This window comes from uncultured Gemella sp. (assembly GCF_963525165.1).
In the GTDB taxonomy this organism is placed as follows: Bacteria; Bacillota; Bacilli; order Staphylococcales; family Gemellaceae; genus Gemella.
The window spans coordinates 1-24,949 of the sequence record NZ_CAURJN010000012.1; the positions used below are offsets into that span (position 1 = coordinate 1).

Consider the following 24,949-nt stretch of genomic DNA (forward strand, 5'->3'; position numbering starts at 1 on the left):
CTTCTTTCATCCAACCTTGTTTCTTAACTTCAGGTTTTGGCGCTTCTTGTTTCTTTGCATTTTTGTCCCATGCTCCGTTCGGTCCTACGTAGTAACGTCCGTTGTCTACCCAAGCACTTGTTGCCATTTTTCCATCGGCTCCAACCCAATATGTACTTCCAATCCATTTGCTACGAGCTAATGTTCCATTTTCATAGTAATACCAAGTGTTCCCTTCTTTCATCCAACCTTGTTTCTTAACTTCAGGTTTTGGCGCTTCTTGTTTCTTAGCATTTTTATCCCATACTCCATTTGCTCCTACGTAGTAGCGACCATTATCCACCCATGCGCTTGTTGCCATTTTTCCATCTGAACCTAGCCAATAGCTTCCTACCCAGGCATTTCTAGTAATTTGACCTTGGTAGTAGAAGTACCAGGCATTTCCTTCTTTTACCCAGCCTTGTTTTTTTACTTCTGGTTTTTTAGCATTTTTTACCCATGCTCCATTACCATCTACATAGTATCGTCCATTATCCACCCATGCGTTTGTCACCATTTTCCCGTCAGAACCTAGCCAATAGTTTCCTGCCCACGCATTTCTGGCTAATGTTCCGTTTTGATTGTAGAAGTACCAAGTATTCCCACTCTTAACCCATCCTTGAGCTGCCAAAGCATCGTTACTTACTACAGCATTAACCGCAATCGGTGTAGTCAATACCGTTAACACTCCTAATCCTAATTTTAATTTATTTTTTGTCATAATATTTTTACCTCTAAAAATCTACATACTTATAAATTGCAATACTTATTTTACACCAATTAACACCTTATTTCAAGAAATTACAGATTATTTTCTTGTTATTCTAAAAGTAAAGAAGTCGCCAATTCATCGACAACTTCTTTATAATTAATTACCTATTTATAATATTCTACAATTCCGTCAACAATACCATTTGCTAAACGTTCTTGATACTCATTTGTTTTGATTTTATTGCGTTCTTCTGGGTTGTCTATAAATCCTAATTCAACTAGAATTGATGGAATAGAAGTTTCACGAAGAACTGTGAATGAAGCACGTTTTACTCCTCTATCGTTTGCTCCAGTTTGATACAGTAGGTTTTGTTGTACTTTATTAGCTAATTTTCTACTTCTTTCTAATCTCTCAGCATTGTTATGATTTTCTTTGTTTATCTTAGGAACTCTATCTTCTTGCGACTGATAGTAGTATGTTTCGATACCACGTGCAATACCGCGTCCACCAGCGTTAAAGTGAATACTTAATAACATATCCGCATTAGCTTTATTAGCTTGATCTGCACGATCTACTAAGTCTACATCTTTATCAACACTTCTACTTGTTAACACTGTATATCCTAAAGATGCAAGTTTGCTACTTACTTTATTATACACACTAAGTGTTAAGTCTTTTTCTCTTACTCCACCGCTTACTGCACCTGAATCACTTCCTCCGTGACCTGGATCCAAGAAGATTGAGCGTTTGGTGTTTTTATCTTTGGATGCATCCTTCACCCACGCACCATTAGCATCTACGTAGTAACGTCCATTATCTACCCAGGCATTTGTCGCCATCTTTCCATCTGATTCTAACCAATAGTTTCCTACCCATTTATTTCGTGCTAATGAACCATTCTCATAGTAATACCATGTTGTTTCTTCTTTTACCCAACCTTTTTTCTCTACTGGTTTTAGAGCTTCTTCTTTCTTAGCATCTTTCATCCATGCTCCGTTTGCTCCTACGTAGTAACGTCCGTTGTCTACCCACGCATTTGTCGCCATCTTTCCATCAGCTCCTACCCAATAGGTACTACTGATCCATTTGCTACGAGCTAATGTTCCATTTTCATAGTAATACCAAGTGTTTCCTTCTTTCACCCACCCTTGTTTTTTTACTTCTGGTTTCGGTGCTTCTTCTTTCTTAGCATTTTTATCCCATACTCCATTTACTCCTACGTAGTAACGCCCATTATCTACCCAGGCATTTGTTGCCATTTTCCCGTCAGAACCTAGCCAGTAGCTTCCTACCCAGGCATTTCTAGTAATTTGACCCTGGTGGTAGAAGTACCATGCATTCCCTTCTTTTATCCAACCTTTTTTCTCTACTGGTTTTGGTGCTTCTTCTTTCTTAGCATCTTTCACCCATGCTCCGTTTGCTCCTACGTAATAACGTCCGTTGTCTACCCACGCATTTGTTTCCATTTTTCCATCGGTTCCTACCCAGTATGTACTACCGATCCATTTGTTGCGAGCTAATGTTCCATTCTCATAGTAATACCATATACTTCCTTCTTTTACCCAACCTTGTTTTTTTACTTCTGGTTTCGGCGCTTCTTGTTTCTTAGCGTTTTTATCCCATGCACCATTTGCTCCTACGTAGTAACGTCCGTTGTCTACCCATGCATTTGTTGCCATTTTTCCATCGGCTCCAACCCAATATGTACTACCAATCCATTTGTTACGAGCTAATGCTCCATTTTCATAGTAGTACCAAGTATTACTTTCTTTTACCCAACCTTGTTTCTTAACTTCAGGTTTTGGTGTTTCTTGTTTCTTAGCATTTTTATCCCATGCTCCGTTTGCTCCTACGTAGTAACGTCCGTTGTCTACCCATGCATTTGTTGCCATCTTACCATCAGTTCCTAGCCAGTAATTTCCTATCCACGCACTTCTTACTAACTGACCTTGATTATAGTAGTACCATGTTCCTGAACTTTGTACCCAACCTTGTTTTTTCACTTCTGGTTTTAGTGTTTCTTGTTTCTTAGCATTTTTATCCCATGCCCCGTTTGCTCCTACATAGTAACGTCCGTTGTCTACCCATGCATTTGTTGCCATCTTACCATCAGTTCCTAGCCAGTAATTTCCTATCCACGCACTTCTTACTAACTGACCTTGATTATAGTAGTACCATGTTCCTGAACTTTGTACCCATCCTTGTTTTTTGACTTCAACTGGTTTTTGAGCTCCTTTCACCCATGCTCCATCTTTTCCTACATAGTAACGTCCATTATCTACCCAGGCATTTGTCACCATTTTTCCATCTGCACCTAACCAATAGTTTCCAGCCCAGGCGTTTCTAGCTAATGTCCCATTTTGATTGTAGAAGTACCAAGTATTTCCACTCTTAACCCATCCTTGAGCTGCCAAAGCATCGTTACTCACTACAGCATTAACCGCAATCGGTGTAGCTAATACCGTCAACATTCCTAATCCTAGTTTTAATTTATTTTTCTTCATAAATAATTCCTCTCAAATTCTTTAAAAATAATTTCTATTTACATAAATACATATTTTACTATTTTATTATAAATTTAATATTATTTCAAAGAATTACCCTATCTGTAATATAAACTTAATATTCCTCACATATTTATTGACACTCTACCTTACTTCCGATAAAATGAATATATAAAATTATAGGAAGGACTCGTTTTAAAACGAGAAAATTACACTATGGCTGAAAAGATACTAGTAACAGGTGGAGCTGGATTTATCGGGTCTCACACTTGTATAGAATTATTAAACAATGGAAATGAAGTAGTTGTTGTTGACAACTTATATAATGCAAACAAAAAAAGTTTAGAAGTAGTAGAAAGAGTTACAGGAAAAAAAGTAACATTCTACGAAGCTGATATTCGTGATGAAGCTAAATTAGACGAAATCTTTGAAAAAGAAGGAAATATTTTTGGAGTTATTCACTTCGCCGGATTAAAAGCTGTAGGTGAATCTTGCCAATTACCTTTAAAATACTACGATAACAACGTAGCAGGAACTACAACACTATGCCGTGTTATGGAAAAACACAACTGCAAGAACATTATCTTCAGTTCTTCAGCTACAGTATACGGAGATCCTCACGCATTACCAATTAAAGAAGATTTCCCATTATCTGTAACTAACCCATACGGACGTACTAAACTGATCTTAGAAGAGATTTTAGGCGATATTTATACTGCTGATAACGAGTGGAATATTGTATTACTACGTTACTTCAATCCAATCGGAGCACACGAATGTGGAGATATCGGAGAAGATCCAACAGGAATTCCAAATAATCTACTTCCATACGTAATGCAAGTAGCTGTTGGTAAATTAGAGAAAGTTAATGTCTTCGGTGATGACTTCGATACACATGATGGTACTGGAGTACGTGACTATATTCACGTAGTAGACCTAGCTCGTGGTCACGTAGCTGCACTTAAAAAACTTGAAAAAGGTAGCGGACTAACTAAATACAACTTAGGAACAGGAGTAGGATACTCTGTACTAGATATTATTAAGAGTGCTTCAGTTGCTGTTGGCCGCGATTTACCTTACGTTATCGCGCCACGTCGTGCAGGAGATATCGCTGCATGTTACGCAGATGCTTCAAAAGCTAAAGAAGAACTTGGTTGGGAAGCACAATACGACGTAAAACGTATGTGTGAAGACTCATGGAGATGGCAAAGTAAACATCCAAACGGGTTCGCTGACTAAGAGCTATTAATAAATATTATAAAAATATTCGGAGTTGGATTTTTTCCAACTCCGAACTTATTATCTAACCTAAGTATATTAAATATTATTTATAAACTACTATAAATGCTCCCCCAGTAACATTATCTTCAGGAGCCATGCTACGTTGATTCCATATATCATTAATACTATACCATTTATTCGTTCTTTCTGGATTATCTGGATCTATCGCATGAGTCTTTCCACCCTCATAACCACTAAGAACAACCGCATGAGTAGAATAACCTTTTACAAAAATCCCGTGACCTACAGCCCCATAAACAATATTTCCTTTTTTTAAAGCCAATTCCAAACTTTCTTTAGAATTAATGGTACGATAATTCAAATTCCAGTAACTTAAAGCTATTTCCGCTCCATAACTTGATGTTCCTGAAAATGTCATGTTCATCTCCATAGAAGTATCATAAATATAGTCTGCTACTTGTACTGGTGTAACATTTTCCTTTAGACCTGATATTATCATCGATAAAGCAGTAGGTACACAACCTGTCTCTTTCATATTTGAAATGCCGTATCTCTTAAATCCCCATCTCGTATCTGCTTGATAATATTGCGGAAGTTTTACAGGTTTTACAAATTCATTTGGTTTTCCAGAATAAAAATTACTTAAACTGTCATCATTAGAAAAATATTCCCATTTACCTTGATAGTCTTTTACCCAATCTGCTTTAGCATTATTAAAACTTGTTAACAATAAACTTCCTACGAGAATCATACTTATTCTTCTTTTCATAAACCTGTCACCTCCTTAATAACTAATTAATTCACCTTAAATTATACTATCTATAAACAATAAAAACAAATAAGAGAGACTTAAAAATCATAATTTCACAAAAATAAATTTTATTAAGTTTCCCTTCATGAACTAAAGATATTCAAATCTATCTGAGAGATATACTTGAATATCTTTAATCTTCTTTATACTTTAACTTCTGAGAACTTTACATTTTTAAATACTAAATTTTAGTACGCTGGTCTTGCATAACCTTTAATGTAGCTAGAATTCCAATTATATGTTTTTCTATTTACTTTTGTTTTAGCAGTACTTCCTGCATATAACGACGAGTTACCTTCAATAGTAGTGATTACACCATTATTTACTGATTCAACGATACCGATGTGGTCTGCCCAACCTCCACCGTCCCAGTCAAATGTAACGATATCTCCTACTTTAGGTTGAGTTCTTCCTTTCCAGATACCTTTTTTCTCCATGATACCGATATGACGTTGAACACCACATTCTCTACCGATAAGATCGCTTAGACCTGCTTGTTGATATACTGTTGTAACAAAGATATCACACCAATCATCTTGATAGTTAGCTGTATATCCAACTGGTTTTGGATCTACAGAGTTATATGCATCGACAATTTTCTTGTGTTCTCTTGAACCAGTTTCAACACCTAAGTAACTACGAGCTATATCAAGAACTCTATTTAAATTAGTATTATTTGTTGGATTTTGAACCCAAGCTCCATCACTTCCAACGAAATAACGATTGTTATCTACCCATGAGTTTGTAGCCATTTTACCATCAGAGCCTAACCAATAATTACCTGCCCAAGCATTTTTCACCATCTGTCCTTGCGCATTAAAGTAGTACCATGTACTTCCACTCTTAACCCAACCAGTGTGTTTACCTGTTGGAATTGGATCTTCTTTTTTCTTATCTTTTTCCCATGCACCATTGCTTCCTACATAGTAGCGGTTATTATCTACCCAGGCATTTGTAACCATCTTACCATCAGAGCCTAGCCAGTAGTTCCCTGTCCATTTATTACGAGCTAATGTACCGTCTTCATTGTAGTAATACCAAACGTTGTTTTCTTTTTTCCAACCACGTTTTTTCTCTTCTTTTTTCTTATCTTTCTCCCAAACTCCATTAGCTCCTACGTAATAACGATCATTATCTACCCATGAGTTTGTAACCATTTTACCATCAGTGCCCAACCAGTAACTTCCTACCCAAGCATTTTTTACCATTTGTCCTTGGTGATAATAGTACCATGAGTTACCTTCTTTTTTCCAACCCTGTTTTTTCTCTTCTTGTTTCTTAGCATTCTTATCCCAAGAACCATCAGCACCTACATAGTAACGATCATTATCTACCCATGTATTTGTAGCCATCTTACCATCAGAGCCTAACCAGTAGTTTCCTTGCCAAGCATTTCTCACCATAATTCCTTGGTTATAGTAATACCAAGTATTACCTTCTTTTACCCAACCATTTTTCTTCTCAACTGGTTTTGGAGCTTCTTGTTTCTTAGCATTTTTATCCCAAACTCCATTAGCACCCACATAGTAACGTCCTCCGTCTACCCATGTGTTTGTTGCCATTTTACCATCAGAGCCTAGCCAGTAACTTCCAATCCAAGCGTTTCTAACTATATTCCCTTGGTAATAATAGTACCATACTGAACCATTTTGCACCCATCCTTGCTTCTTAACTTCAGCAGGTTTTTGAGCTCCTTTCACCCAAGCACCATTACTTCCTACATAATAGCGGCCATTGTCTACCCAAGCATCTGTCACCATCTTACCGTCAGCACCTAGCCAATAATTTCCTTCCCAGGCGTTTCTTACTAATTGCCCTTGATTATTGAAAAAGAACCATGATGAACCACTTTGCACCCATCCTTGAGCTGCGTGCACTTCAGTACCAGCTACCGTATTTACTGCGATTGGCGTAGCTAATACAGTTAGCACTCCTAATCCGAATTTTAATCTATTTTTTTTCATAATAAATTCCTGCTCCTTACTCCTATTCTTATACACTCATGCATTTTCTATTATACCACTAAGCTAACCTATACGATATTACAAGTTAGTTACAAATATAGGAGTGACTCAAAAATCGTTATTTCTCAGAAAGAAATTTCGTCAAGTCACCTCATTAAATTCCATATTCTATTTCTTATAATATTCCTTCTTCCACTTAAATCCTTTAACTAATCCTACTAAAGTCCCCACTCCGTAGCTGAAGTGTACTAAGAATAGTAAGATTGGAATTAACAACATTGTTACGTTGAACTTATTATTAATAATAGTCATCAATGTAACAAGAATTGTAAATAAGCCATAAGCAATCACAAGAAGTACTGCGAATAACTTCGTCAACGACAACATCAACAAACTAAAGATTATTCCTAAGACAAATACAAAAGGAACAAAATGGAAGATAGAAAGACATCCCGCTTCCACATGAGAAGTTAATCCAATCCAATATCCATTGCCATACTTTTGTTTTATCATTTTTTTCAACGTTGGACGTATATACTGATACGATAAGATATCTGGATTATATTTAATTTTATATCCATTTTTTCTAATTCTATAATGAATCTCGTTGTCTTCTGTTCTTATTAATTTTTCATTTAATAAACCAACTTTTTCAAATACTTCTTTTCTATACATTCCATGAAAAATAGAATTTACATATCTCTCACCATCTGCTTTTCGATAGTCTGCTATACTACTTCCAAACATATTTTCTTCGACTAAATTAAGAGTTTTTGAAAAGTTATCTGTAGTTTCTACAATAGTGGGTCTCTTCCCACCACAAATATTTTCTCCACTTTGAATAGTCGCTACACTTTTCTCTATAAAATCTGGTGTTATTTTAGAATGTGCATCTACTTTAACGACAACATCTCCTGATGAAATACTATATCCTAAGTTAAAACCACTTGGTTGAACTTTCTTAGGATTATCTGATACTTTTACTCTAAAGAAATCAGTATCACTTCTTTGAAAATCTTCCATAATTTCTTTAGTCTTATCTGTAGACATCGCATTTATAAAGACTATTTCTAATAAATTATGAGAATAAGTCTGAGCTTTTATATCTTCTATCAATCCCGGTAAGTACTTTTCTTCGTTAAAAGCACTAATAATTATCGAAACTAACATAATTATCTCCTCTATCAAAAAGGAAGCTAGATTACATACTAACCTAGCTACACCTTTCTTATCTATCTTTTCTTCCTAATTTTTCATTAGCACTGAACATTATACTCGCGATAGACTCACCCCAATATGGTGCAGTCGCGTAGTTAACATTCATACCACCTGCTTTATTTCCTAGATATGCTCCATTCGCAGGATATCCAGAGTTGTGTAAATATCTTTCATTAATCCAACGAGCTGCTCCCATTATACCACTATCTACATTATCGTACTTAGTCGCAGAAGTATATGGGCTATCATCATACGCTGATATACCGAAGAAGTTATTCTTATCTTTAGCGATTTTACTTCTTCCCCAAGCACTTTCTAAAGCACTATGTGCTACTAGGTATAAAGCATTAACTCCGTATCTTTGTTCAGCAGCTTTAAATGTAGCTCCTTTACCTGCTAACCTACTATCGCTAGCTCCCATTATATTATACAATCTATTAATATCAGTCGCTGTATAGTTAGTTCTAGATTTTAAATTAGAAAATTGGAATGGATGATCTAGTTTGAATGTTCCAAAGTTAATTCCATCTGCAGAGTAATAAGATTTACCAACTTGCATATTAGCATTATGATGAGCAACCATTACTTTAGTATACGGTGAATATCTGTGATACACATACGTTCCATCACTTACATAATCCGGAATAAAAGTATTACTAGAATCAACCGCAGTTACTTGGCTAGCATTAACATAACCTGTAAGTCCCGCGACTTGAACAGGAATTCTCCCGTTCGCAGTCGATCTATTATCTCTAAATAATACTGTATCTTTAGAAACATGAGATAAAATACGACCATTCGCATCATATACAGGAATGTATAATGATACTACTTTATAGTAGCCAGAATAATTTACACCCTGTCCTGCATTTCTTACCCAAGCTCCATTGCCATCTACGTAATAACGACCATTATCTACCCATGCATTTGTTGCCATCTTACCATCGGCTCCTAACCAGTAATTCCCTGCCCATTTATTACGAGCTAATGCTCCGTTCTCATAATAGTACCATGTATTTCCTTCTTTTACCCAACCTTGTCTTTGCGCTACTGATTTTGCTACTTCTTGTTTCTGAGCGTCTTTCACCCATGCTCCGTTTGCATCTACATAGTAACGACCATTATCTACCCATGAACTTGTCGCCATCTTACCATCGGCTCCTAGCCAATATTTTCCGCTGATCCATTTGTTTCTAGCTAATGCCCCATTTTCGTAGTAATACCATGCGTTCCCTTCTTTTATCCAGCCGTGTTTCTTCTCTACTGGTTTTTGCGCATTTCTTACCCAGACTCCATTGCCATCTACGTAATAACGACCATTATCTACCCATGAACTTGTCGCCATCTTACCATCGGCTCCTAGCCAATATTTTCCGCTGATCCATTTGTTTCTAGCTAATGCCCCATTTTCGTAGTAATACCATGCGTTCCCTTCTTTTATCCAGCCGTGTTTCTTCTCTACTGGTTTTTGCGCATTTCTTACCCAGACTCCATTGCCATCTACGTAATAACGACCATTATCTACCCATGAACTTGTCGCCATTCTTCCATCGGCTCCTAGCCAATATTTTCCGCTGATCCATTTATTTCTAGCTAATGCTCCATTTTCGTAGTAATACCATGCGTCCCCTTCTTTTACCCAGCCGTGTTTCTTCTCTACTGGTTTCTTTGCATCTTTTACCCATGCACCATTAGAGTCTACATAGTAACGACCATTATCTACCCATGAACTTGTCGCCATCTTACCATCTGCACCTAGCCAATATTTTCCGCTGATCCATTTGTTTCTAGCTAATGCCCCATTTTCGTAGTAATACCATGCGTTCCCTTCTTTTATCCAGCCGTGTTTCTTCTCTACTGGTTTTTGCGCATTTCTTACCCAGACTCCATTGCCATCTACGTAATAACGACCATTATCTACCCATGAACTTGTCGCCATTCTTCCATCGGCTCCTAGCCAGTAGCTTCCTATCCAAGCATTCCTAACTATATTGCCCTGGTGATAATAGTTCCATGCTGAGCCATTTTGCACCCAGCCTTGCTTCTTAACTTCAGCTTGTCTATGGGCACCTTTCACCCATGCACCATTACCATCTACATAATATCGACCATTATCTACCCATGAATTAGTAGCCATCTTACCATCGGCTCCTAGCCAATAGTTTCCTGCCCAAGTATTTCTAGCTAATGTTCCATTTTGATTGTAAAAGTACCAAGTATTTCCACTTTTAACCCAGCCTTGTGCTGCTAAAGCGTCGCTACTAGCTACTGCATTCACAGCGATTGGAGTAGCCAATACTGTTAACACTCCTAATCCTAATTTTAATTTATTTCTTCCCATTTTTCATTATCCTCTTTACTCATTATTTTGCACTGATAATTATACCATATTTAAGCTATTTTTAAGGTTACAATTAGATTATTTTTTATTACATCTATATTACAAAAAAGCAAGAAATATTATTACTTAATACCTTACCAAAAGAAAAAAGAATGGAGATTATCTCTCGCATTCTTCTTTCAGTATTTCTTCTAATTTGTTATAGTCTTTAACACTATCAATTTCATAGATACTATTAGGTTCTAATTCTTCTACATAAACATCTAGTTTCTTGATATTATCTTTGACCATATTATCCCAGTACAAGTTCATGAACTCATTGCTTTCATACGCTTTATCGATAAAACTTACGATTTTCTCTGCAGTTTTCTTATCCCAGAAAGATACCCCGCTAAGGATTCTTCCTGCTTTACTGTCCACAATAATATCTTGTACTTTATAATCATCACCGTAGATTAAGAACCATTCATTCTCACAATCTTCGTGGTAAACACTGAAATATGTCGAACGATCAATATCAGTTCTAAACATATTTTTGAATAAATAGTTATCTGCATCGATTACGTAGCTATCCGCCAATTTTTCCTTAACTAAGTATAATGAGTAAAAATTGTTATACTCAGCGTATTTATCGTTAAACACTAACTCTACATTATACTTTTCTTTTAAATAATCGAATTGTTCATGTAAATATCCAACAACAACGATTATTTCATCTATTCCTTTTTCTTTTAAAAATTCAATTTGATATTCCACAAGCGGCTTATCTTTAACCTTTATTAAAGCCTTGGGAGTATTATCTGTCATCGGTCTAAGACGCGTTCCTAAACCCGCAGCTAATATAATTGCTTTCATTATCTATTTGTTACTCCTCTCTAACAATAACATAAACACCTAGTATGATAATAATAGATGTAACTACTAATTGTAAATTCACCTCTAATGCGACAAAAATCATCGAGAATAATATCGTCCAAACAACATAACTAACATTTAGTCCTGTTGCCTTAGCTGGTTCTAATTTATTAATCGCCATATAATATAAAATATACGATACCATATTACTAACTACGAAGAAGACGATAAGTCCGCTGAATTTCACATCAAGACTCGTCTCAATTCCTAGACCATTGAATAAAATTATTACTAAATACGCTAAAAATGATGTTACCTGACGAATTAATAAAGTCTCTAGCTCATTAAGATTATTTTTCATAGCATATGAACTTAGAACACTCTCACTACCCCATGCAACTGCACAAATCAATGCAAACATAAATCCAAGATAAAATGATTCAACCTGTTCACTCTTATAACTTTGGATGAAAATACCAACAATAATAAGCGCAATCCCTAAAATTGTTTTTGATGAAACTTTATTTTTTAAAAATATTACAGCTAATATTACTGACACAGCAGGATAAATCGCTGTAATCGAAGATGTCAAACCACTTCCTATATACTTCACCGCATATAGATTACATTGCATTCCAATAGGTCCCGCAAGCAGTGCACCTACAATAACACTAACACTTTTTATATTCGTAAAAATCTTGAAATTAATTCTTTTATACTTAACTAAAATAATCGCCAGTAGGACAAAAATACTAATAAAATCATGGATTACAGCAACCGCAAAAGGCGAGATATTATACAGTGAAAATATATACGCACTTATCGCAAGCCCTAAACCCCAAAACATACCAGACAAAAGTCCAGCTGATACACCTATTTTATTTTTCATAGCTTTCTACATACTCCTTCAAATTCTTAACTGCTCTTAAGTATCTATCTTTACCATAAGATCCAAAGTCTGCACCTTGTTCTTCTTTATAAATCGTCCATAAACTCCACAAGAAGTCCTGCAATATTTTATAAATCATAATCTTAGCTACGCTAACTGGAGTATCTTCACTAAAATACGCTTTAAAGAATTCCCCTTCCTCAGCTTTTCTAAAATTAGACTCTAAGAAAAGCGCCGCTAAATCCCACATTGGATCATTCATCCCAGAATATTCCCAGTCAATAAGATAAACGCGACCAGTCTCATCTTCGATAAAATTCTCAGGTACAAGATCGATATGACAAGATTTTTTATCGACACCAATCTCTTCTAGGTGTTTTTGCAGAGAAAATACCTTCTCCCTTATCTTCTCATAATAAGGATAATTGATATTGCCTTCAATCAGACTTTCATATTTTCTTATCTCATCGAAGACTCTGAATTCACCCTCAAGGACCTTCCCTGAGCTATGTACTCTTTTAAGTATATTCGCAACTTTTTCTTTCTTCGCTTTTATGTAATACGCATCAAAAGTCGTTGCATTCTCAATATATTCATTTACCTTTATTCCAGATTCAATATCAAAGATATAGTTTTTTACATCTAAACCTAAATCAGCAAGATTCGCAAGATTATTTTTCTCCGCAACCCTATTGATTAGCTTATCAGTTCCTTTACCAAAGAACTTAACTATATACTTGTTACTCGTAGTTTCCACTAGATAGTTACTATTCGTCATACCACCTAGCTTTTCAACTTTTACTATTTCCTCTGAATCAGTAAGTAGTTTTTCTATTTTAGTTTTTATTAGTTGTTTCAATGTAAAGCCTCTTTTCTACATTACAATATTACTTACCATTATAACATAAAATGAGATAACTCACAGTCTTTATATTATAATTTTTCTATTAAATTTAATGTTATTTTACGGAGATACTTTATCTCTCTATAACTAGCCCTATTGATATTTAGTGATACCTATAGTAAAATTATGACTATAACATTTTTAACATAGAAAGGATTCTTTATGCTGAAAATCGAGAAAAAAATTATTAATCATATAGAACGATATATTATTATATATTTTTTAGTATTCATAAGTATTGTATCTTTTATAATTCGATATCTGGGGCGTAGTTTCATAAGCGTCGATATGCAACGTTTTTTATTACCTTGGTGGGCTGCTATACCAGATTTTAACTCATTATCAAAACCTGTGGGAGATTATAACCTTATTTATCAGAGTATAATTGCTTTTTTACATTATCTTCCATTTAATCCTGTCTCTGCTTATAAAGTAGTATCATGTATCTTTGATTATATACTTGCTATCAGTTGTGGTCTACTCGTAATTGAGTTTAAAAATAAGAATAGATTATTTATCTTTTCACTAGTGTATGCTAGCGTACTTTTCCTACCTACAGTATTTTTAAATTCCGCCTTTTGGGGACAAGCTGATTCTATATATGGTTCATTTGTAATACTATCACTACTATTCCTTATAAGAGGCAGATATAACATAGCTTTTATTTGTCTTGGCTTTGGATTCGCATTTAAGTTACAAACGGTTTTTATCTTGCCTGTTTTTTGCTTTTACTATTTTATTAATAAGAAATTTAGTTTAATAAAAATGTTTCTTATAATAATTAGTAGTATGTATGCTTTATGTATCCCGGGATTTTTATTCGGGAGAAGTCTCTTAGAACCACTTGAAATATACTTATATCAGACAACATATGAAAATCTATATAGAGATTTCCCCAGCTTCTGGGCTTTAATAGCACCAGCTAATTCATATACATATAGTCTATTTAAAACAATAGGTATACTAACTACTATTACCATTCTAGCTAGCGGACTTGTTTATATATACTATAAGAAATTAGACATTTCTAAAATCAACTTAATCTACTTAAGTATCTGGATTTGTTATACTTGCGTTATCTTCTTACCAGGAATGCACGAAAGGTATGCATATGTAATTGACTTATTATTATTGTCAGCATGTTTCTGTAATAAAAATCTTAAGTTTTTTGCACTTATATCTATTCTATCCTCGCTTTCTAGATATTCAATATACTTGTTCACACTTGATTTTAAAACTCCTTTCACTATTTTTGCTTTAGTATATATTATTAACTACTTATCATTTTCATATATGTACTTCAATAATAAATTCAATATAAATAATTTAAATTAACATTTTATAAGAATATGATTTTCATTATTTATGACTATATTAGCTATAAAAATATTCTTCCTCATTATATAAATTAATTATCCGAGGAAGAATATTTTTGTAATTATGAGATAAATTACCAAAGTTTTATACCCTATAAGATTACTTTGTTTTGCTTATATTTTCACTCTAGAATATGTTATAATATATTTATCTCAAAATACTATTATTTTGAAAGGATTAAAAAATTGAAGAATATAAAAATCAATGCTCTAGCTAGCATAACAGTTAATATATTAAATATTATATTTCCACTAATCACCAATCCATATCTTACTAGAATTCTAAGTAAAGATAATTATGGTCATTTTAACAATGCTAATACTTGGGCTAGTTTCATTGTACCTATCGCAGCATTTGGAATATATAATTACGGTATTCGGTCTATCAGTAAAGTTAAAGATAGTAAAGAACAGATAAATCATGTGTTTTCTAAATTATTTTATTTATCCATATTTACATCACTATCAGTCACTACAGTATATTTTCTAATTATTGGCTTAGGTAGCGATATACACACCCTTAAGATTTTGTACTATATCCTTGGTTTTCAAGCTTTAATTCAATTCCTTAATATAGAGTGGATGAATGAAGCATATGAAAACTATACATTTATTCTATATAAAACATTATTTATCAGAATATTAATGTTAGTGTCTATCTTTGCCTTTGTTAAAAACGAAGATGATATCATACCCTATGCTTTAATAATGACGGCTGTCACATTTATAAATTACTTAATAAGTTTTGTATGGATAAAAAAAGAAGTATCTTTTGTAAAAATACCCATAAGAGAAATTATAGATTCATCTAAAAGTATGTTTATTATGTTATTATTAGCTAATGCTAATATGCTATATACTCTCTTAGATCGACTATTCATTACCAAAAGCCCTAATCTTGAATATATATCTTACTATACTATATCTATGAATATAGTAATGCTTATAACTGTTGTTTTAACTGGAACAATAAATGTTACTATTCCTAGATTAAGTTACTATCTAGGAAAAAAGGATCAAGAATCTTATGAATACCTTATAAACAAATCTAGTTCGCTATTCTTATTTTTTATAATACCCATAGGAATTGGATTAACCTTACTAGGAACATTCGCTACTGTAATCTACGCATCAGATAAATATACTGCTGCTGGAATAGTGACTAGCCTTTTTGCCATAAGAACACTGGTTTGGTCTTTAGAATATATTTTAGGAAATCAGATAATCTTTGTAAATGATAGAGAAAAAACATTAACTTTATATTATTTTATAGGCGGTATTATAAATCTTATATTAAACACTATTCTATTCTTAAACAATATATTCGAGCCTGAATACTATATAATAACTACTCTTGTTGCAGAAACTATTGTCGTAATATTTGAAATAATATTTATTAGAAAATACAACTTAATCTCGCTAACAGATATTTTTCAAAAAAGTACTAAGTATATAATTGTATCGTTAGGATTTATTCCAATATATTATATTTTTAGAAAAATATTTCAAATTGAATCTTACACTATAGATTTCAATTCATTACTAATGATTTTTTGTACTATTTTTTGTTCTGCTTGTTATTATATTTTAACTCTTTTTATAACAAAAGATATTACCCTAATATACGTATTAAATATAGTACTTACGAAGTTCAAAAAAATAATATAAAATAAAGGTGTCTCGAATTGAGGCACCTTTATTTTATTATTTTAATAATTTAACTTTTGCGAGATTTCTATCTATTTCTTTATATATCGGATTTTTACGCCAGTTATAAGCTTCATTAGGAACTAGGAAATCTTTTTCATATAAGGATTCCAAATATTCATGAGTATTAACTGGCATCCTAACTTTAATCCCTTTAAAATCATCATCTTTCAATCCATCGAATTTAACTTTATACTCTCTAGCTTCACACCTACATGGCCTATTAAATGCGTCTAACAAATATGCTACAACTACAGACTTAACATATCCTTCTTCTCTATCATAAAGAATAAAATCAACATTTAATCCGTTATAATCATAAGAAATCTCCATAAGTTTATTATCATAATACAATTCTCTTGTTCTTTTGAAACCATTAGCTAATAATTCTTTCTCTTTTTCTTGAAAATCACTGTAATCTTCAATAATTATACCAAAATCCATATCTATATCATGTTTAATTAAACCTTTATCTCTATACATTCCTAGTAATGTTCCAAAGTCTAACCATATATCATAATCAGAAAATATCGGACCATATACAATACTTAAAATACCCTGAAAATTGTCCTTGAGTAATTCGCTACATTTACCATTTAATTCTACATTAGCTTTATCATTTAATTGCTTTATGATTTTCCAATTCTTAACTATATCCTTCTTATCACCTAATGCTGTCGCTAAACTTTTCTTCAACCATTGTAACATACTAATTCTCTCCTTTAACTTTAAAACCGTTCATCGTTCCTAATAAAAACATTAAATATATTTGTTCAAAATCAATATTAATAAAAATAGCCTCTAAAAAGAATGATGCAGTTAAAGCAAATAGTATTCCATAGAATAATACTGATTTAGAAGAGCTACCATTTCTAATTTCATTGATAAATACCGGGAGTAAAATCCTAAAAATCACTATACCTAAAACTACGAATCCTAAAATACCATAATATAATAGTACTGCTACATAACTATTATGAGTAGATCTTCCTTCTTTCATTGCTGGGATATCAAGATTGCTATATTTTTTTTCTGAAATATCTTTTTGCATTTTTGGAGAAATTCCAAAAATTGGTTTCTCAGAAAATAATTTTAACGCATCTTTCCATATAGCCACTCTTCCATTACCCAACTCTTCACCAGAATCTTCTTTAGTTATACTAAATCTTTTATCTTTATAACTACTCTCAGTTTCATTATCACCCTCATATTCTAAAATCCAATTTTTATGTTTAGAAAATTCCTCCTGTTCTAAATCTCTAGGAGATATTTTAACATAACTGTTATTTTTTTCTGCATAAATATATCTATCAAATTGGTTATTTTGAGATAACAGGGAACCAATTTTTTCAACACCTATATATGATACAACTATTAGTATCATTACACTAATAACAATTCCAATTTTCTTTAGGGTGTTCTTAACAAACAAGCTATTAAAACTATAATTTCTAATTATAAATATTATTAAATAAATAATAATTACAACTAACAATGAATATAATGTTCCTCTTGAATTTGAAAAAGCCACAATTAAAAATTCAATACTTACACTAGAATATATAAACAACTTTTCTATCACAGTAAGATTAGTTTTATTACTAGTATAAATATATATAGCAACAAAGATTAATAATAGCCCCGTCATTGCCGTAAAATTCGGATCTGTGTATAATCCATATAATAACGGTGTGTATCTATCATCAGCTATTCCCACATATCTAACACCTAAAAAATTCAATAAATCATCTCTTATGACAAATATACTAATGTTAGCCATATATAAATAGATAGACCCAATATTTATTAACAATCTAAAAATTAAAGTCGGATAAAAAATATATTTAAAAATTTGCCTATCACTATATTTTTCTTGTAGCAGTGGATACCCTACAAAGAAAAACACTATAGATAACATTGTTAAAATTAAAGACTTTATAGAAGAACTTGTTACATATGATATATTACTTATAATAGTAAATAAAGATACTACTAGCCAAAGTAAAATAAATCTACTATTCCCTTTAAAAAATATATTTCTTCTAAAAAATAGATTATATCCAACTATCACTATTCCCCATAAAATAAGTATATAATGAACAATCTCTTCATATTTTCCCATCGAAAATTCCATTAATTTGAACGGAGGTCTTATTTTATAAAAAAAGTATAACGCGTAAAATAAAATAGGATATTTTACTAAGTTTTCAATAATTTTATTTTTCATTTTCTATCTTCTCCTCTTTAGCTTTATTCCCATAATATTTTTCATCATTTTTCTTTTTAAAAATAACATCCTCATCTCCAGTAATAACTATATCCCCAGATTTCACACTGAAAAAATATCTTCCGTCTTCATAGTGTACATCATAGACTTTATTATCTTTTCTAAAATATACATACTCTGTATCTTCTGGTAATCCTGAAATTACTATTGTATCAGTGGAATTCCCTTTTTCAAAGAAATATTTAATACTATCAGTAGTCTGAACATAAATAGAATCATTCTGAAAAACTGGATTCAACTTCATATTTTCCATCTTTTCCAGAGTAAAGTACGTATTATTTATAGTATATTCAGCAACTTCAAATATGACAACATCTGGTTGAAATATATTATAATAATAATCAATATCAAAAATATTCTGATAATTATGAATAGAAATATATTCACTAAATCTATCCGCTAAGTATTTTTCTCTTCCATTTAAGTAACTACCTTGAAAAACCAACGCTTTAGGGAGTTCACTATCCCTACCTTTAATATAACTAAAATGATTTTGCTGTTTATCTCTTTTTATCTCTGCATCGTATTTCCCAGTTAAATCTTCATACGAATTCTTTAAACTAAAATCTGGAACAGCTTCATTAACCTCAAACTTAGACGTAGGCAAATATTTTTTTGTTTCTGTGGTTATCTCAAAATCTTCTTTTATATGTGGTTTAACTTTAGGAAACTCTTTCCCTATTAAATTTAGAACACTATTAACTCCATAAAAAGCACCTAGATCATTCCAATGCCCTGCATCATACTGCCTATTATAGACTTGTTCTGATTTACTTCGCATCTTTAATTCCTCAGTATTATCTATAAAATTAATACCATATTCTGATAAATCTTTTTCTACTTGATTCATCCAGTTTCTATTATAATGTACTCCCTTAGGTAAATGTTCTGTATAGACAGATGTCTTTTCGGGATTTATCAAAACATAAAACTTTCCACCTCTGCTCTCTACATAATCTTTTACATTTTTCAAAGACTGTGTAAATTTCTTAGTATGATCATCATATGTCTTCTGATGCATTCCAAAGTAGACATATCCATCTTGTCCATAAATATAAGCTGGATGAACTAAAATATTAAATAACTCATTATTCAAAACCCCATAACTCTGAATAATTTCTTCTCTAAATCCTATTCTATCATTAAAGTAATTAAATATTTCTTTTGCTTTATCTCCACTTAGTTTATCCAATTTAGGAAATTCTGCTAATTTTCTATTATCAATCTCAGATATATAATTAGATTTCCAATTGAAAAACAGAAATGGTAAAAGCATTAAACTTGAAAACATAATTATACTAAGTATTTTTAAACGTTTCACTCAACTACCTCCTTAAAATTGGAAATATAAAAATGGACTATAAGAAGAATTCATCATAAACCAAACTGCTAAGATAAATAATCCTATATAAATTATCTGACTAAAAATTAGTCCCCACTTCGTATTTTGAGTCCACTGTCTTATTATTTCTACAATTTTCCATTTTCCTACAAATGCACCAACTAATGCTGCACAGACTATTATTAATACTTTCTCATCAACAAAATACTCAAACGTAAAATATATATCACCCACGTAAACACCAAACATAGATTTGTAGTATATTATAGCTTGTTTTAGTGATGGGAGCATAAATATTATCCATGTAAGATATACAAATACCATAGTGAATATCCATTTAATGCCACTTGGAATTTTTTTATACCATTTATTATTTCTTGATGCTCTCTCTAACATAATTAATATACCATGAGATATTCCCCAAATAACAAAATTAAAGGTTGAACCATGCCAAATCCCAGTTATTAAAAATACAATAAATAAATTTAGATAAACATGTTTTCTATTACCACCTAATGGAATATAAATATACTCTCTAAACCATGTTCCTAATGAAATATGCCATCTTCTCCAAAATTCTCCTATAGAAGTAGATGTATATGGGGAATTAAAATTCTCTTTAAATTCAAATCCAAATATCCTACTCACTCCAATTGCTATATCAGAATATCCAGAAAAATCATAATAAATCTGTAAGAAATAACATAATGCTCCAAAGAATGCCGTTGGAGAATCTATCCCTAATGTAACATTTTCATTAATATTTTGTACTACCACTCCTAATGAATCCGCAATAATTGATTTCTTTGCGAGACCTATCATAATTCTATTCATTCCACTAAAGAATAAATCTACAGATACTTTTCTTTTATAAATTTGAGGATAAAAATCTCTCCAAAGTACTATAGGTCCTGAAGCAATTTTTGGGAAGAATGTAAAAAACAGCATTACATCTACTAAGCTTCCGCTCTTAACTCCATTTTTATAACTGTCAACTAAATATGATATTCCCTCAAACATAATAAAAGATAATCCAAGTGGAATAACAATACTAAATTCCTTTATATCTTTACTAAATAATTCTAGAATAAATGTTATATATTTATAATAACACAAAACAAGAGTTATAAATGTAAGAAATATTATAAGAATACCTTTCTTAGTTTTATCATCTCTAAAAGTAGACAATATCTTACCTGATAAATACATAATAAAAATAAATACCAATAGATATGCCAGTGTTCTTAACCCTGATACCGCATAAAATACCAAACTAAATAATATTAATAATAGATTATTTAACTTGATTTTACCAATAAAATTAAACACATAATACAGTATTATAGTTAATGGTAAAAAAACAAACAAAAAAGTTGCACTTGTAAACGGCATAGTAATTTTCCTTTCTTTAAATTAAATTTCTAACTCTACATTTTAATTTTCGATCATATTTTACACGCGTAATGCTCGCATCACTAACTATCTCCCATTTTATTATCTTCAAAAATCTTCTTTCACAATTTTTTAAATAAAACAATATTACTATTAATATCTTTTTCAATTATATCCCCATCTACAATCTAATCATTTTGTTCATATTTTTTATACTTAGATAATATAGATTTATAAACTTGTTCGTTCATATTTAATAATATGACAGCTATTTTTAAATTATTAGGGGCTTTTCTACTTTTAATAATTTTAAAACAAATATTTTTTAGTTTATTTTTCAAAATTTTATATTCTTTCTTTGTTTTGTAACCATCTACCTCTAACAATTGATTAAATATAGAAATATAAGCAAAAGCTAGTCTAACTAATAATTGCTCTTTAAATATAGGAAAATTAGATAAAGTATAATCTTCTATTTGATTCATTATTTCTATATAATCCATATCCTTTGAACTAAATGGTCTTGTAGTTATACTATTCTCTCTTATGTAGTAATAATAATAATTTCCACTTATAAGAGTATATTTATCCACAGTTTTCAAAAGTTCCAGAGTATAAAAAGCATCCTCGTAGATCTTTCCTGCTGGAAATTTTATTTTTTTTGCCAAATCTTTCTGAATTAATTTACACCATGCTGAGCCATACAGCCTCTTATTTTCTAAGTATTCTTTTAAATACCCTTCTCTATCTAAAACTAGAAAATAATCTTCACCTTCATAATGAGGTCTTAATGTATTTTTATAAACCCTAGTTACTCCACACTCTGCAATTAATGTACCTGATTTCTTTATCGCTTTATATAACTCCTCGTACATACATTCATGAATATAATCATCACTATCCACAAAGCCAATGTACTCACCATTTGCTCTCTCTACTCCATAATTTCGAGCATCTGACAAACCACCATTTTCTTTATGGAAAACTTTTATTCTATCATCGATTTTAGCAAGTTCATCACATAATTGTCCACATTTATCAGGAGAGCCATCATCTACTAAAATTATTTCTAAATTTGTATAAGTTTGTTTTAAAATAGATTTCACACACTTTTCTAAGTACTTTTCTACCTTATATACTGGAACAATTATACTTATTAACTCATTATCCATAAGTTCCTCCTAATTCCCTGCTATTTTCTTCTTATATTTCATTAATACTTTTCTATATAAATCTATATTTAATTTAATTAGTATTACACTTAGTTTTCTGTTGCGATTTATATATTTATTTTTTAGTAAGCTAATATAATTTCTTTTAAAATAACTTAATATCTCCGAATAATACTCATTATCTCTATAGTTTTCTTCTAACAATATACTATTCAAAACAGAAAAGTAAGCATACATCTTACGACAATCTGCCGCTTCTTTTAAACCAGGATAATTCTCATAAGTCGTTTTATGAAACTTCTCAACTATCTCTATAAGATCAAATATTCTGGGATTAAACTTTGTATTTGTTATACTATTTTCTCTCATAAGATAGTTATAATATGGATTATTCATTATAACATACCTGTCAACTTTTTCTATTAAATCATATGCATAATAAGTATCCTCATACAACTTACCAACTGGAAATTTCAGTTTCTTAGTAATATCTGATTTAATTAATCTTACACAAGCCGAGCCAAAAATCTTCTCAATTTTTAAATATTCTTCTAAATACTCTTGCTTTGTACATACGTTGTAATAATTTTGTTCAGTAAATAATTCTTCTCTATCTGGGTATATTATTTTTAGATTACATTCGGCTACATCAACATTCTCTTTTTTTATAGCTTCATATAATTTTTCATACATTTCCGCATCTATATAGTCATCACTATCAACAAATCCAATATATTCTCCTGTAGATTTCTCTACTCCATAATTTCTTGCATCTGATAACCCACGATTTTCTTTATGATACACCTTTATCCTATTGTCTATCTTGGCTAATTCATCACATAACTTACCACTACTATCAGTAGCTCCATCATCTACCAAAATTATTTCTAGATTTTTATATGTTTGATTTATTATTGAATCTACACATTTTTCTAAATATTGTTCAACATTATACACAGGTACAATTATACTGATTAATTCATTTCCGTAGCTACTCACCTACTACCTCCTCAACTATTTCCTTGAAGTTAGAGATAATTACAGCTACATCTTCATCACTAAGTCTTGTATGTAAAGGTAATGTTATTTCTTTAACATAGTAATTATAAGCATTAGGATAATTTTCAATATCAAATCCTAAGTTTTTGTACGCAGTTAATAACGGCAGTGGTTTATAGTGCACATTACAGCTAATTCCACGTTCTGCCATTTTAACGATTATCTCACCACGTTCTTCAAATGTAGCACCTTCAATATGCGTTATATATAGGTGCCCACAAGATTTATAATCTTCTGAACTGTGACTTAGTGGTTTAATTCTTGTTCCTTCGAATCCTTTATTATACTGACGAATAATATTATCACGACGTTCTAAAAGTTTTGGATAACGATCTAGTTGAACTAATCCAATAGAGGCTGCAATATCAGTTAAATTACATTTATATCCAGGAATAACAATATCATACTCCCAAGATCCTGCTTTTGTTTTTGCTAATGCATCTTTTGTTTGACCATGAAGTGAATATATTTGGTATTCTCTGTATAACTCTTCGTTATCAAAGTTTTCATTTTCTTTCCAAGTTACACTTCCACCTTCAGCAGTAGTGAAGTTCTTCACAGCGTGGAATGAGAATGTCGTAAAATCAGCCACTGAACCAATTTCCTTACCTTTATAAGTACTTCCTAAAGCATGTGCTCCGTCAGCTACAACAGCCACTCTACCAAGCTTTTCTTGATATTCACTATTGGCTTTGAATAAGTGTTTCTTACTCTCCACTACCTCAAAAATTTTATCATAATCACATGGAATCCCTGCTAAATCAACAGGAACAACAGCCTTAGTGTTCTCAGTAATAGCGTCAGCCAAAGCGTCGTAGTCCATCTCATGGCTATCTTCAGCAATATCAACAATAATAGCCTTCGCTCCAACATGGTAAATCACACTACAAGAAGCTGTGTAAGTCATCGCAGGAACGATTACCTCATCACCTTCACCAATACCTAGAACACGTAACGTTAATTCTAACGCTGCAGTTGCAGAATTAAGACAAACAGTTTTAGGTGTGTTAGTAAATTCAGATAATCTTCTTTCTAATTCTTTTGTCTTCGGTCCTGTTGTAATCCAACCTGATTTCAAAGTATCTATTACTTCATTAATTTCTCCATCACTAATATCTGGTGGAGAAAATGGTATATTATATTTTTTCATCTCAAA

At 31.8% G+C, this 24,949-nt stretch carries 18 protein-coding genes and 1 pseudogene; 3 read left to right on the top strand and 16 right to left on the bottom strand.

Annotated features, from left to right (window positions below; genetic code table 11):
- Together RWQ74_RS03650 and RWQ74_RS03655 are read right to left on the bottom strand one after the other, a co-directional pair.
- Positions 1-739 (bottom strand): annotated as a pseudogene (locus RWQ74_RS03650) (choline-binding protein); the annotation flags it as partial.
- A gap of 155 nt (positions 740-894) precedes the next feature.
- Entirely contained in the window at positions 895-3,234 is a 2,340-nt protein-coding gene (locus RWQ74_RS03655; RefSeq protein ID WP_314396886.1) for an N-acetylmuramoyl-L-alanine amidase, read from the bottom strand.
- 216 nt (positions 3,235-3,450) lie between these two features.
- Here RWQ74_RS03655 and galE point away from each other — a divergent pair, with 216 nt between their 5' ends.
- Positions 3,451-4,473 carry a UDP-glucose 4-epimerase GalE gene (galE, locus tag RWQ74_RS03660; protein ID WP_314396888.1) on the top strand — a complete coding sequence of 341 codons (1,023 nt, stop codon included), beginning with the start codon at positions 3,451-3,453 and terminating at the stop codon, positions 4,471-4,473.
- Between the two features lie 85 nt (positions 4,474-4,558).
- Here the strand turns inward: galE and RWQ74_RS03665 are convergent, their stop codons facing one another.
- The 7 genes from RWQ74_RS03665 to RWQ74_RS03695 form a co-directional block, all read right to left on the bottom strand.
- Positions 4,559-5,245 carry a C39 family peptidase gene (locus RWQ74_RS03665; protein WP_314396890.1) on the bottom strand — a complete coding sequence of 229 codons (687 nt, stop codon included), beginning with the start codon at positions 5,243-5,245 and terminating at the stop codon, positions 4,559-4,561.
- A 230-nt stretch (positions 5,246-5,475) separates the two neighbouring features.
- Positions 5,476-7,251, bottom strand: coding sequence for a CHAP domain-containing protein (locus tag RWQ74_RS03670; protein WP_314396892.1), 1,776 nt, complete (start codon positions 7,249-7,251; stop codon positions 5,476-5,478).
- A 168-nt stretch (positions 7,252-7,419) separates the two neighbouring features.
- The gene (locus RWQ74_RS03675) at positions 7,420-8,421 is read right to left on the bottom strand and encodes a glycosyltransferase family 2 protein (protein ID WP_314396894.1); all 1,002 of its coding nucleotides are present in this window, start codon (positions 8,419-8,421) and stop codon (positions 7,420-7,422) included.
- 58 nt (positions 8,422-8,479) lie between these two features.
- Positions 8,480-10,810: a glucosaminidase domain-containing protein gene (locus RWQ74_RS03680; protein ID WP_314396896.1), complete on the bottom strand. Its 2,331-nt coding sequence runs from the start codon at positions 10,808-10,810 to the stop codon at positions 8,480-8,482.
- 159 nt (positions 10,811-10,969) lie between these two features.
- Positions 10,970-11,665, bottom strand: a complete 696-nt coding sequence (locus RWQ74_RS03685) for a sugar phosphate nucleotidyltransferase (protein ID WP_314396898.1) — start codon at positions 11,663-11,665, stop codon at positions 10,970-10,972.
- Positions 11,666-11,675: 10 nt separating this feature from the next.
- Positions 11,676-12,554 carry a DMT family transporter gene (locus RWQ74_RS03690; protein ID WP_314396900.1) on the bottom strand — a complete coding sequence of 293 codons (879 nt, stop codon included), beginning with the start codon at positions 12,552-12,554 and terminating at the stop codon, positions 11,676-11,678.
- Positions 12,544-13,413 carry a phosphotransferase family protein gene (locus tag RWQ74_RS03695; protein ID WP_314396902.1) on the bottom strand — a complete coding sequence of 290 codons (870 nt, stop codon included), beginning with the start codon at positions 13,411-13,413 and terminating at the stop codon, positions 12,544-12,546. The genes RWQ74_RS03690 and RWQ74_RS03695 overlap by 11 nt, the downstream gene beginning before the upstream one ends.
- Positions 13,414-13,746: 333 nt before the next feature.
- On the opposite strand from RWQ74_RS03695, the gene RWQ74_RS03700 reads away from it, so the two are divergent.
- Together RWQ74_RS03700 and RWQ74_RS03705 are read left to right on the top strand one after the other, a co-directional pair.
- Positions 13,747-14,793, top strand: a complete 1,047-nt coding sequence (locus RWQ74_RS03700; RefSeq protein WP_314396904.1) for a hypothetical protein — start codon at positions 13,747-13,749, stop codon at positions 14,791-14,793.
- Positions 14,794-15,020: 227 nt separating this feature from the next.
- A complete protein-coding gene (locus RWQ74_RS03705) occupies positions 15,021-16,502 on the top strand; it encodes an oligosaccharide flippase family protein (protein WP_314396906.1) in 1,482 nt (493 codons plus the stop codon).
- A 36-nt stretch (positions 16,503-16,538) separates the two neighbouring features.
- Here the strand turns inward: RWQ74_RS03705 and RWQ74_RS03710 are convergent, their stop codons facing one another.
- The 7 genes from RWQ74_RS03710 to RWQ74_RS03740 form a co-directional block, all read right to left on the bottom strand.
- The gene (locus RWQ74_RS03710; protein WP_314396907.1) at positions 16,539-17,249 is read right to left on the bottom strand and encodes a LicD family protein; all 711 of its coding nucleotides are present in this window, start codon (positions 17,247-17,249) and stop codon (positions 16,539-16,541) included.
- A 1-nt stretch (position 17,250) separates the two neighbouring features.
- The gene (locus RWQ74_RS03715) at positions 17,251-18,321 is read right to left on the bottom strand and encodes an O-antigen ligase family protein (RefSeq protein WP_314396909.1); all 1,071 of its coding nucleotides are present in this window, start codon (positions 18,319-18,321) and stop codon (positions 17,251-17,253) included.
- Between the two features lie 436 nt (positions 18,322-18,757).
- Complete coding sequence (locus RWQ74_RS03720) at positions 18,758-20,149, bottom strand: alginate O-acetyltransferase AlgX-related protein (protein WP_314396911.1); 1,392 nt, start codon at positions 20,147-20,149, stop codon at positions 18,758-18,760.
- Positions 20,150-20,161: 12 nt separating this feature from the next.
- Positions 20,162-21,562: an MBOAT family O-acyltransferase gene (locus RWQ74_RS03725; protein ID WP_314396913.1), complete on the bottom strand. Its 1,401-nt coding sequence runs from the start codon at positions 21,560-21,562 to the stop codon at positions 20,162-20,164.
- Between the two features lie 188 nt (positions 21,563-21,750).
- On the bottom strand, positions 21,751-22,734 hold the full coding sequence (locus RWQ74_RS03730; protein ID WP_314396915.1) for a glycosyltransferase: 984 nt from the start codon (positions 22,732-22,734) through the stop codon (positions 21,751-21,753).
- A 9-nt stretch (positions 22,735-22,743) separates the two neighbouring features.
- Positions 22,744-23,733, bottom strand: a complete 990-nt coding sequence (locus tag RWQ74_RS03735) for a glycosyltransferase family 2 protein (protein WP_314396917.1) — start codon at positions 23,731-23,733, stop codon at positions 22,744-22,746.
- Positions 23,726-24,943, bottom strand: a complete 1,218-nt coding sequence (locus RWQ74_RS03740) for a DegT/DnrJ/EryC1/StrS aminotransferase family protein (protein WP_314396919.1) — start codon at positions 24,941-24,943, stop codon at positions 23,726-23,728. Before RWQ74_RS03740 ends, RWQ74_RS03735 begins: the two co-directional genes overlap by 8 nt.
- Between the last annotated feature and the right edge of the window lie 6 nt (positions 24,944-24,949).

Coding starts and splice junctions, on each gene's coding strand:
- RWQ74_RS03740 (WP_314396919.1), bottom strand. CDS start 24,943: ATGAAAAAATATAATATACCATTTTCTCCACCAGATATTAGTGATGGA.
- RWQ74_RS03715 (WP_314396909.1), bottom strand. CDS start 18,321: ATGGCTAACATTAGTATATTTGTCATAAGAGATGATTTATTGAATTTT.
- RWQ74_RS03725 (WP_314396913.1), bottom strand. CDS start 21,562: ATGCCGTTTACAAGTGCAACTTTTTTGTTTGTTTTTTTACCATTAACT.
- RWQ74_RS03680 (WP_314396896.1), bottom strand. CDS start 10,810: ATGGGAAGAAATAAATTAAAATTAGGATTAGGAGTGTTAACAGTATTG.
- RWQ74_RS03675 (WP_314396894.1), bottom strand. CDS start 8,421: ATGTTAGTTTCGATAATTATTAGTGCTTTTAACGAAGAAAAGTACTTA.
- RWQ74_RS03665 (WP_314396890.1), bottom strand. CDS start 5,245: ATGAAAAGAAGAATAAGTATGATTCTCGTAGGAAGTTTATTGTTAACA.
- RWQ74_RS03700 (WP_314396904.1), top strand. CDS start 13,747: ATGCAACGTTTTTTATTACCTTGGTGGGCTGCTATACCAGATTTTAAC.
- galE (WP_314396888.1), top strand. CDS start 3,451: ATGGCTGAAAAGATACTAGTAACAGGTGGAGCTGGATTTATCGGGTCT.
- RWQ74_RS03710 (WP_314396907.1), bottom strand. CDS start 17,249: ATGTTACAATGGTTGAAGAAAAGTTTAGCGACAGCATTAGGTGATAAG.
- RWQ74_RS03730 (WP_314396915.1), bottom strand. CDS start 22,734: ATGGATAATGAGTTAATAAGTATAATTGTTCCAGTATATAAGGTAGAA.
- RWQ74_RS03685 (WP_314396898.1), bottom strand. CDS start 11,665: ATGAAAGCAATTATATTAGCTGCGGGTTTAGGAACGCGTCTTAGACCG.
- RWQ74_RS03670 (WP_314396892.1), bottom strand. CDS start 7,251: ATGAAAAAAAATAGATTAAAATTCGGATTAGGAGTGCTAACTGTATTA.
- RWQ74_RS03655 (WP_314396886.1), bottom strand. CDS start 3,234: ATGAAGAAAAATAAATTAAAACTAGGATTAGGAATGTTGACGGTATTA.
- RWQ74_RS03690 (WP_314396900.1), bottom strand. CDS start 12,554: ATGAAAAATAAAATAGGTGTATCAGCTGGACTTTTGTCTGGTATGTTT.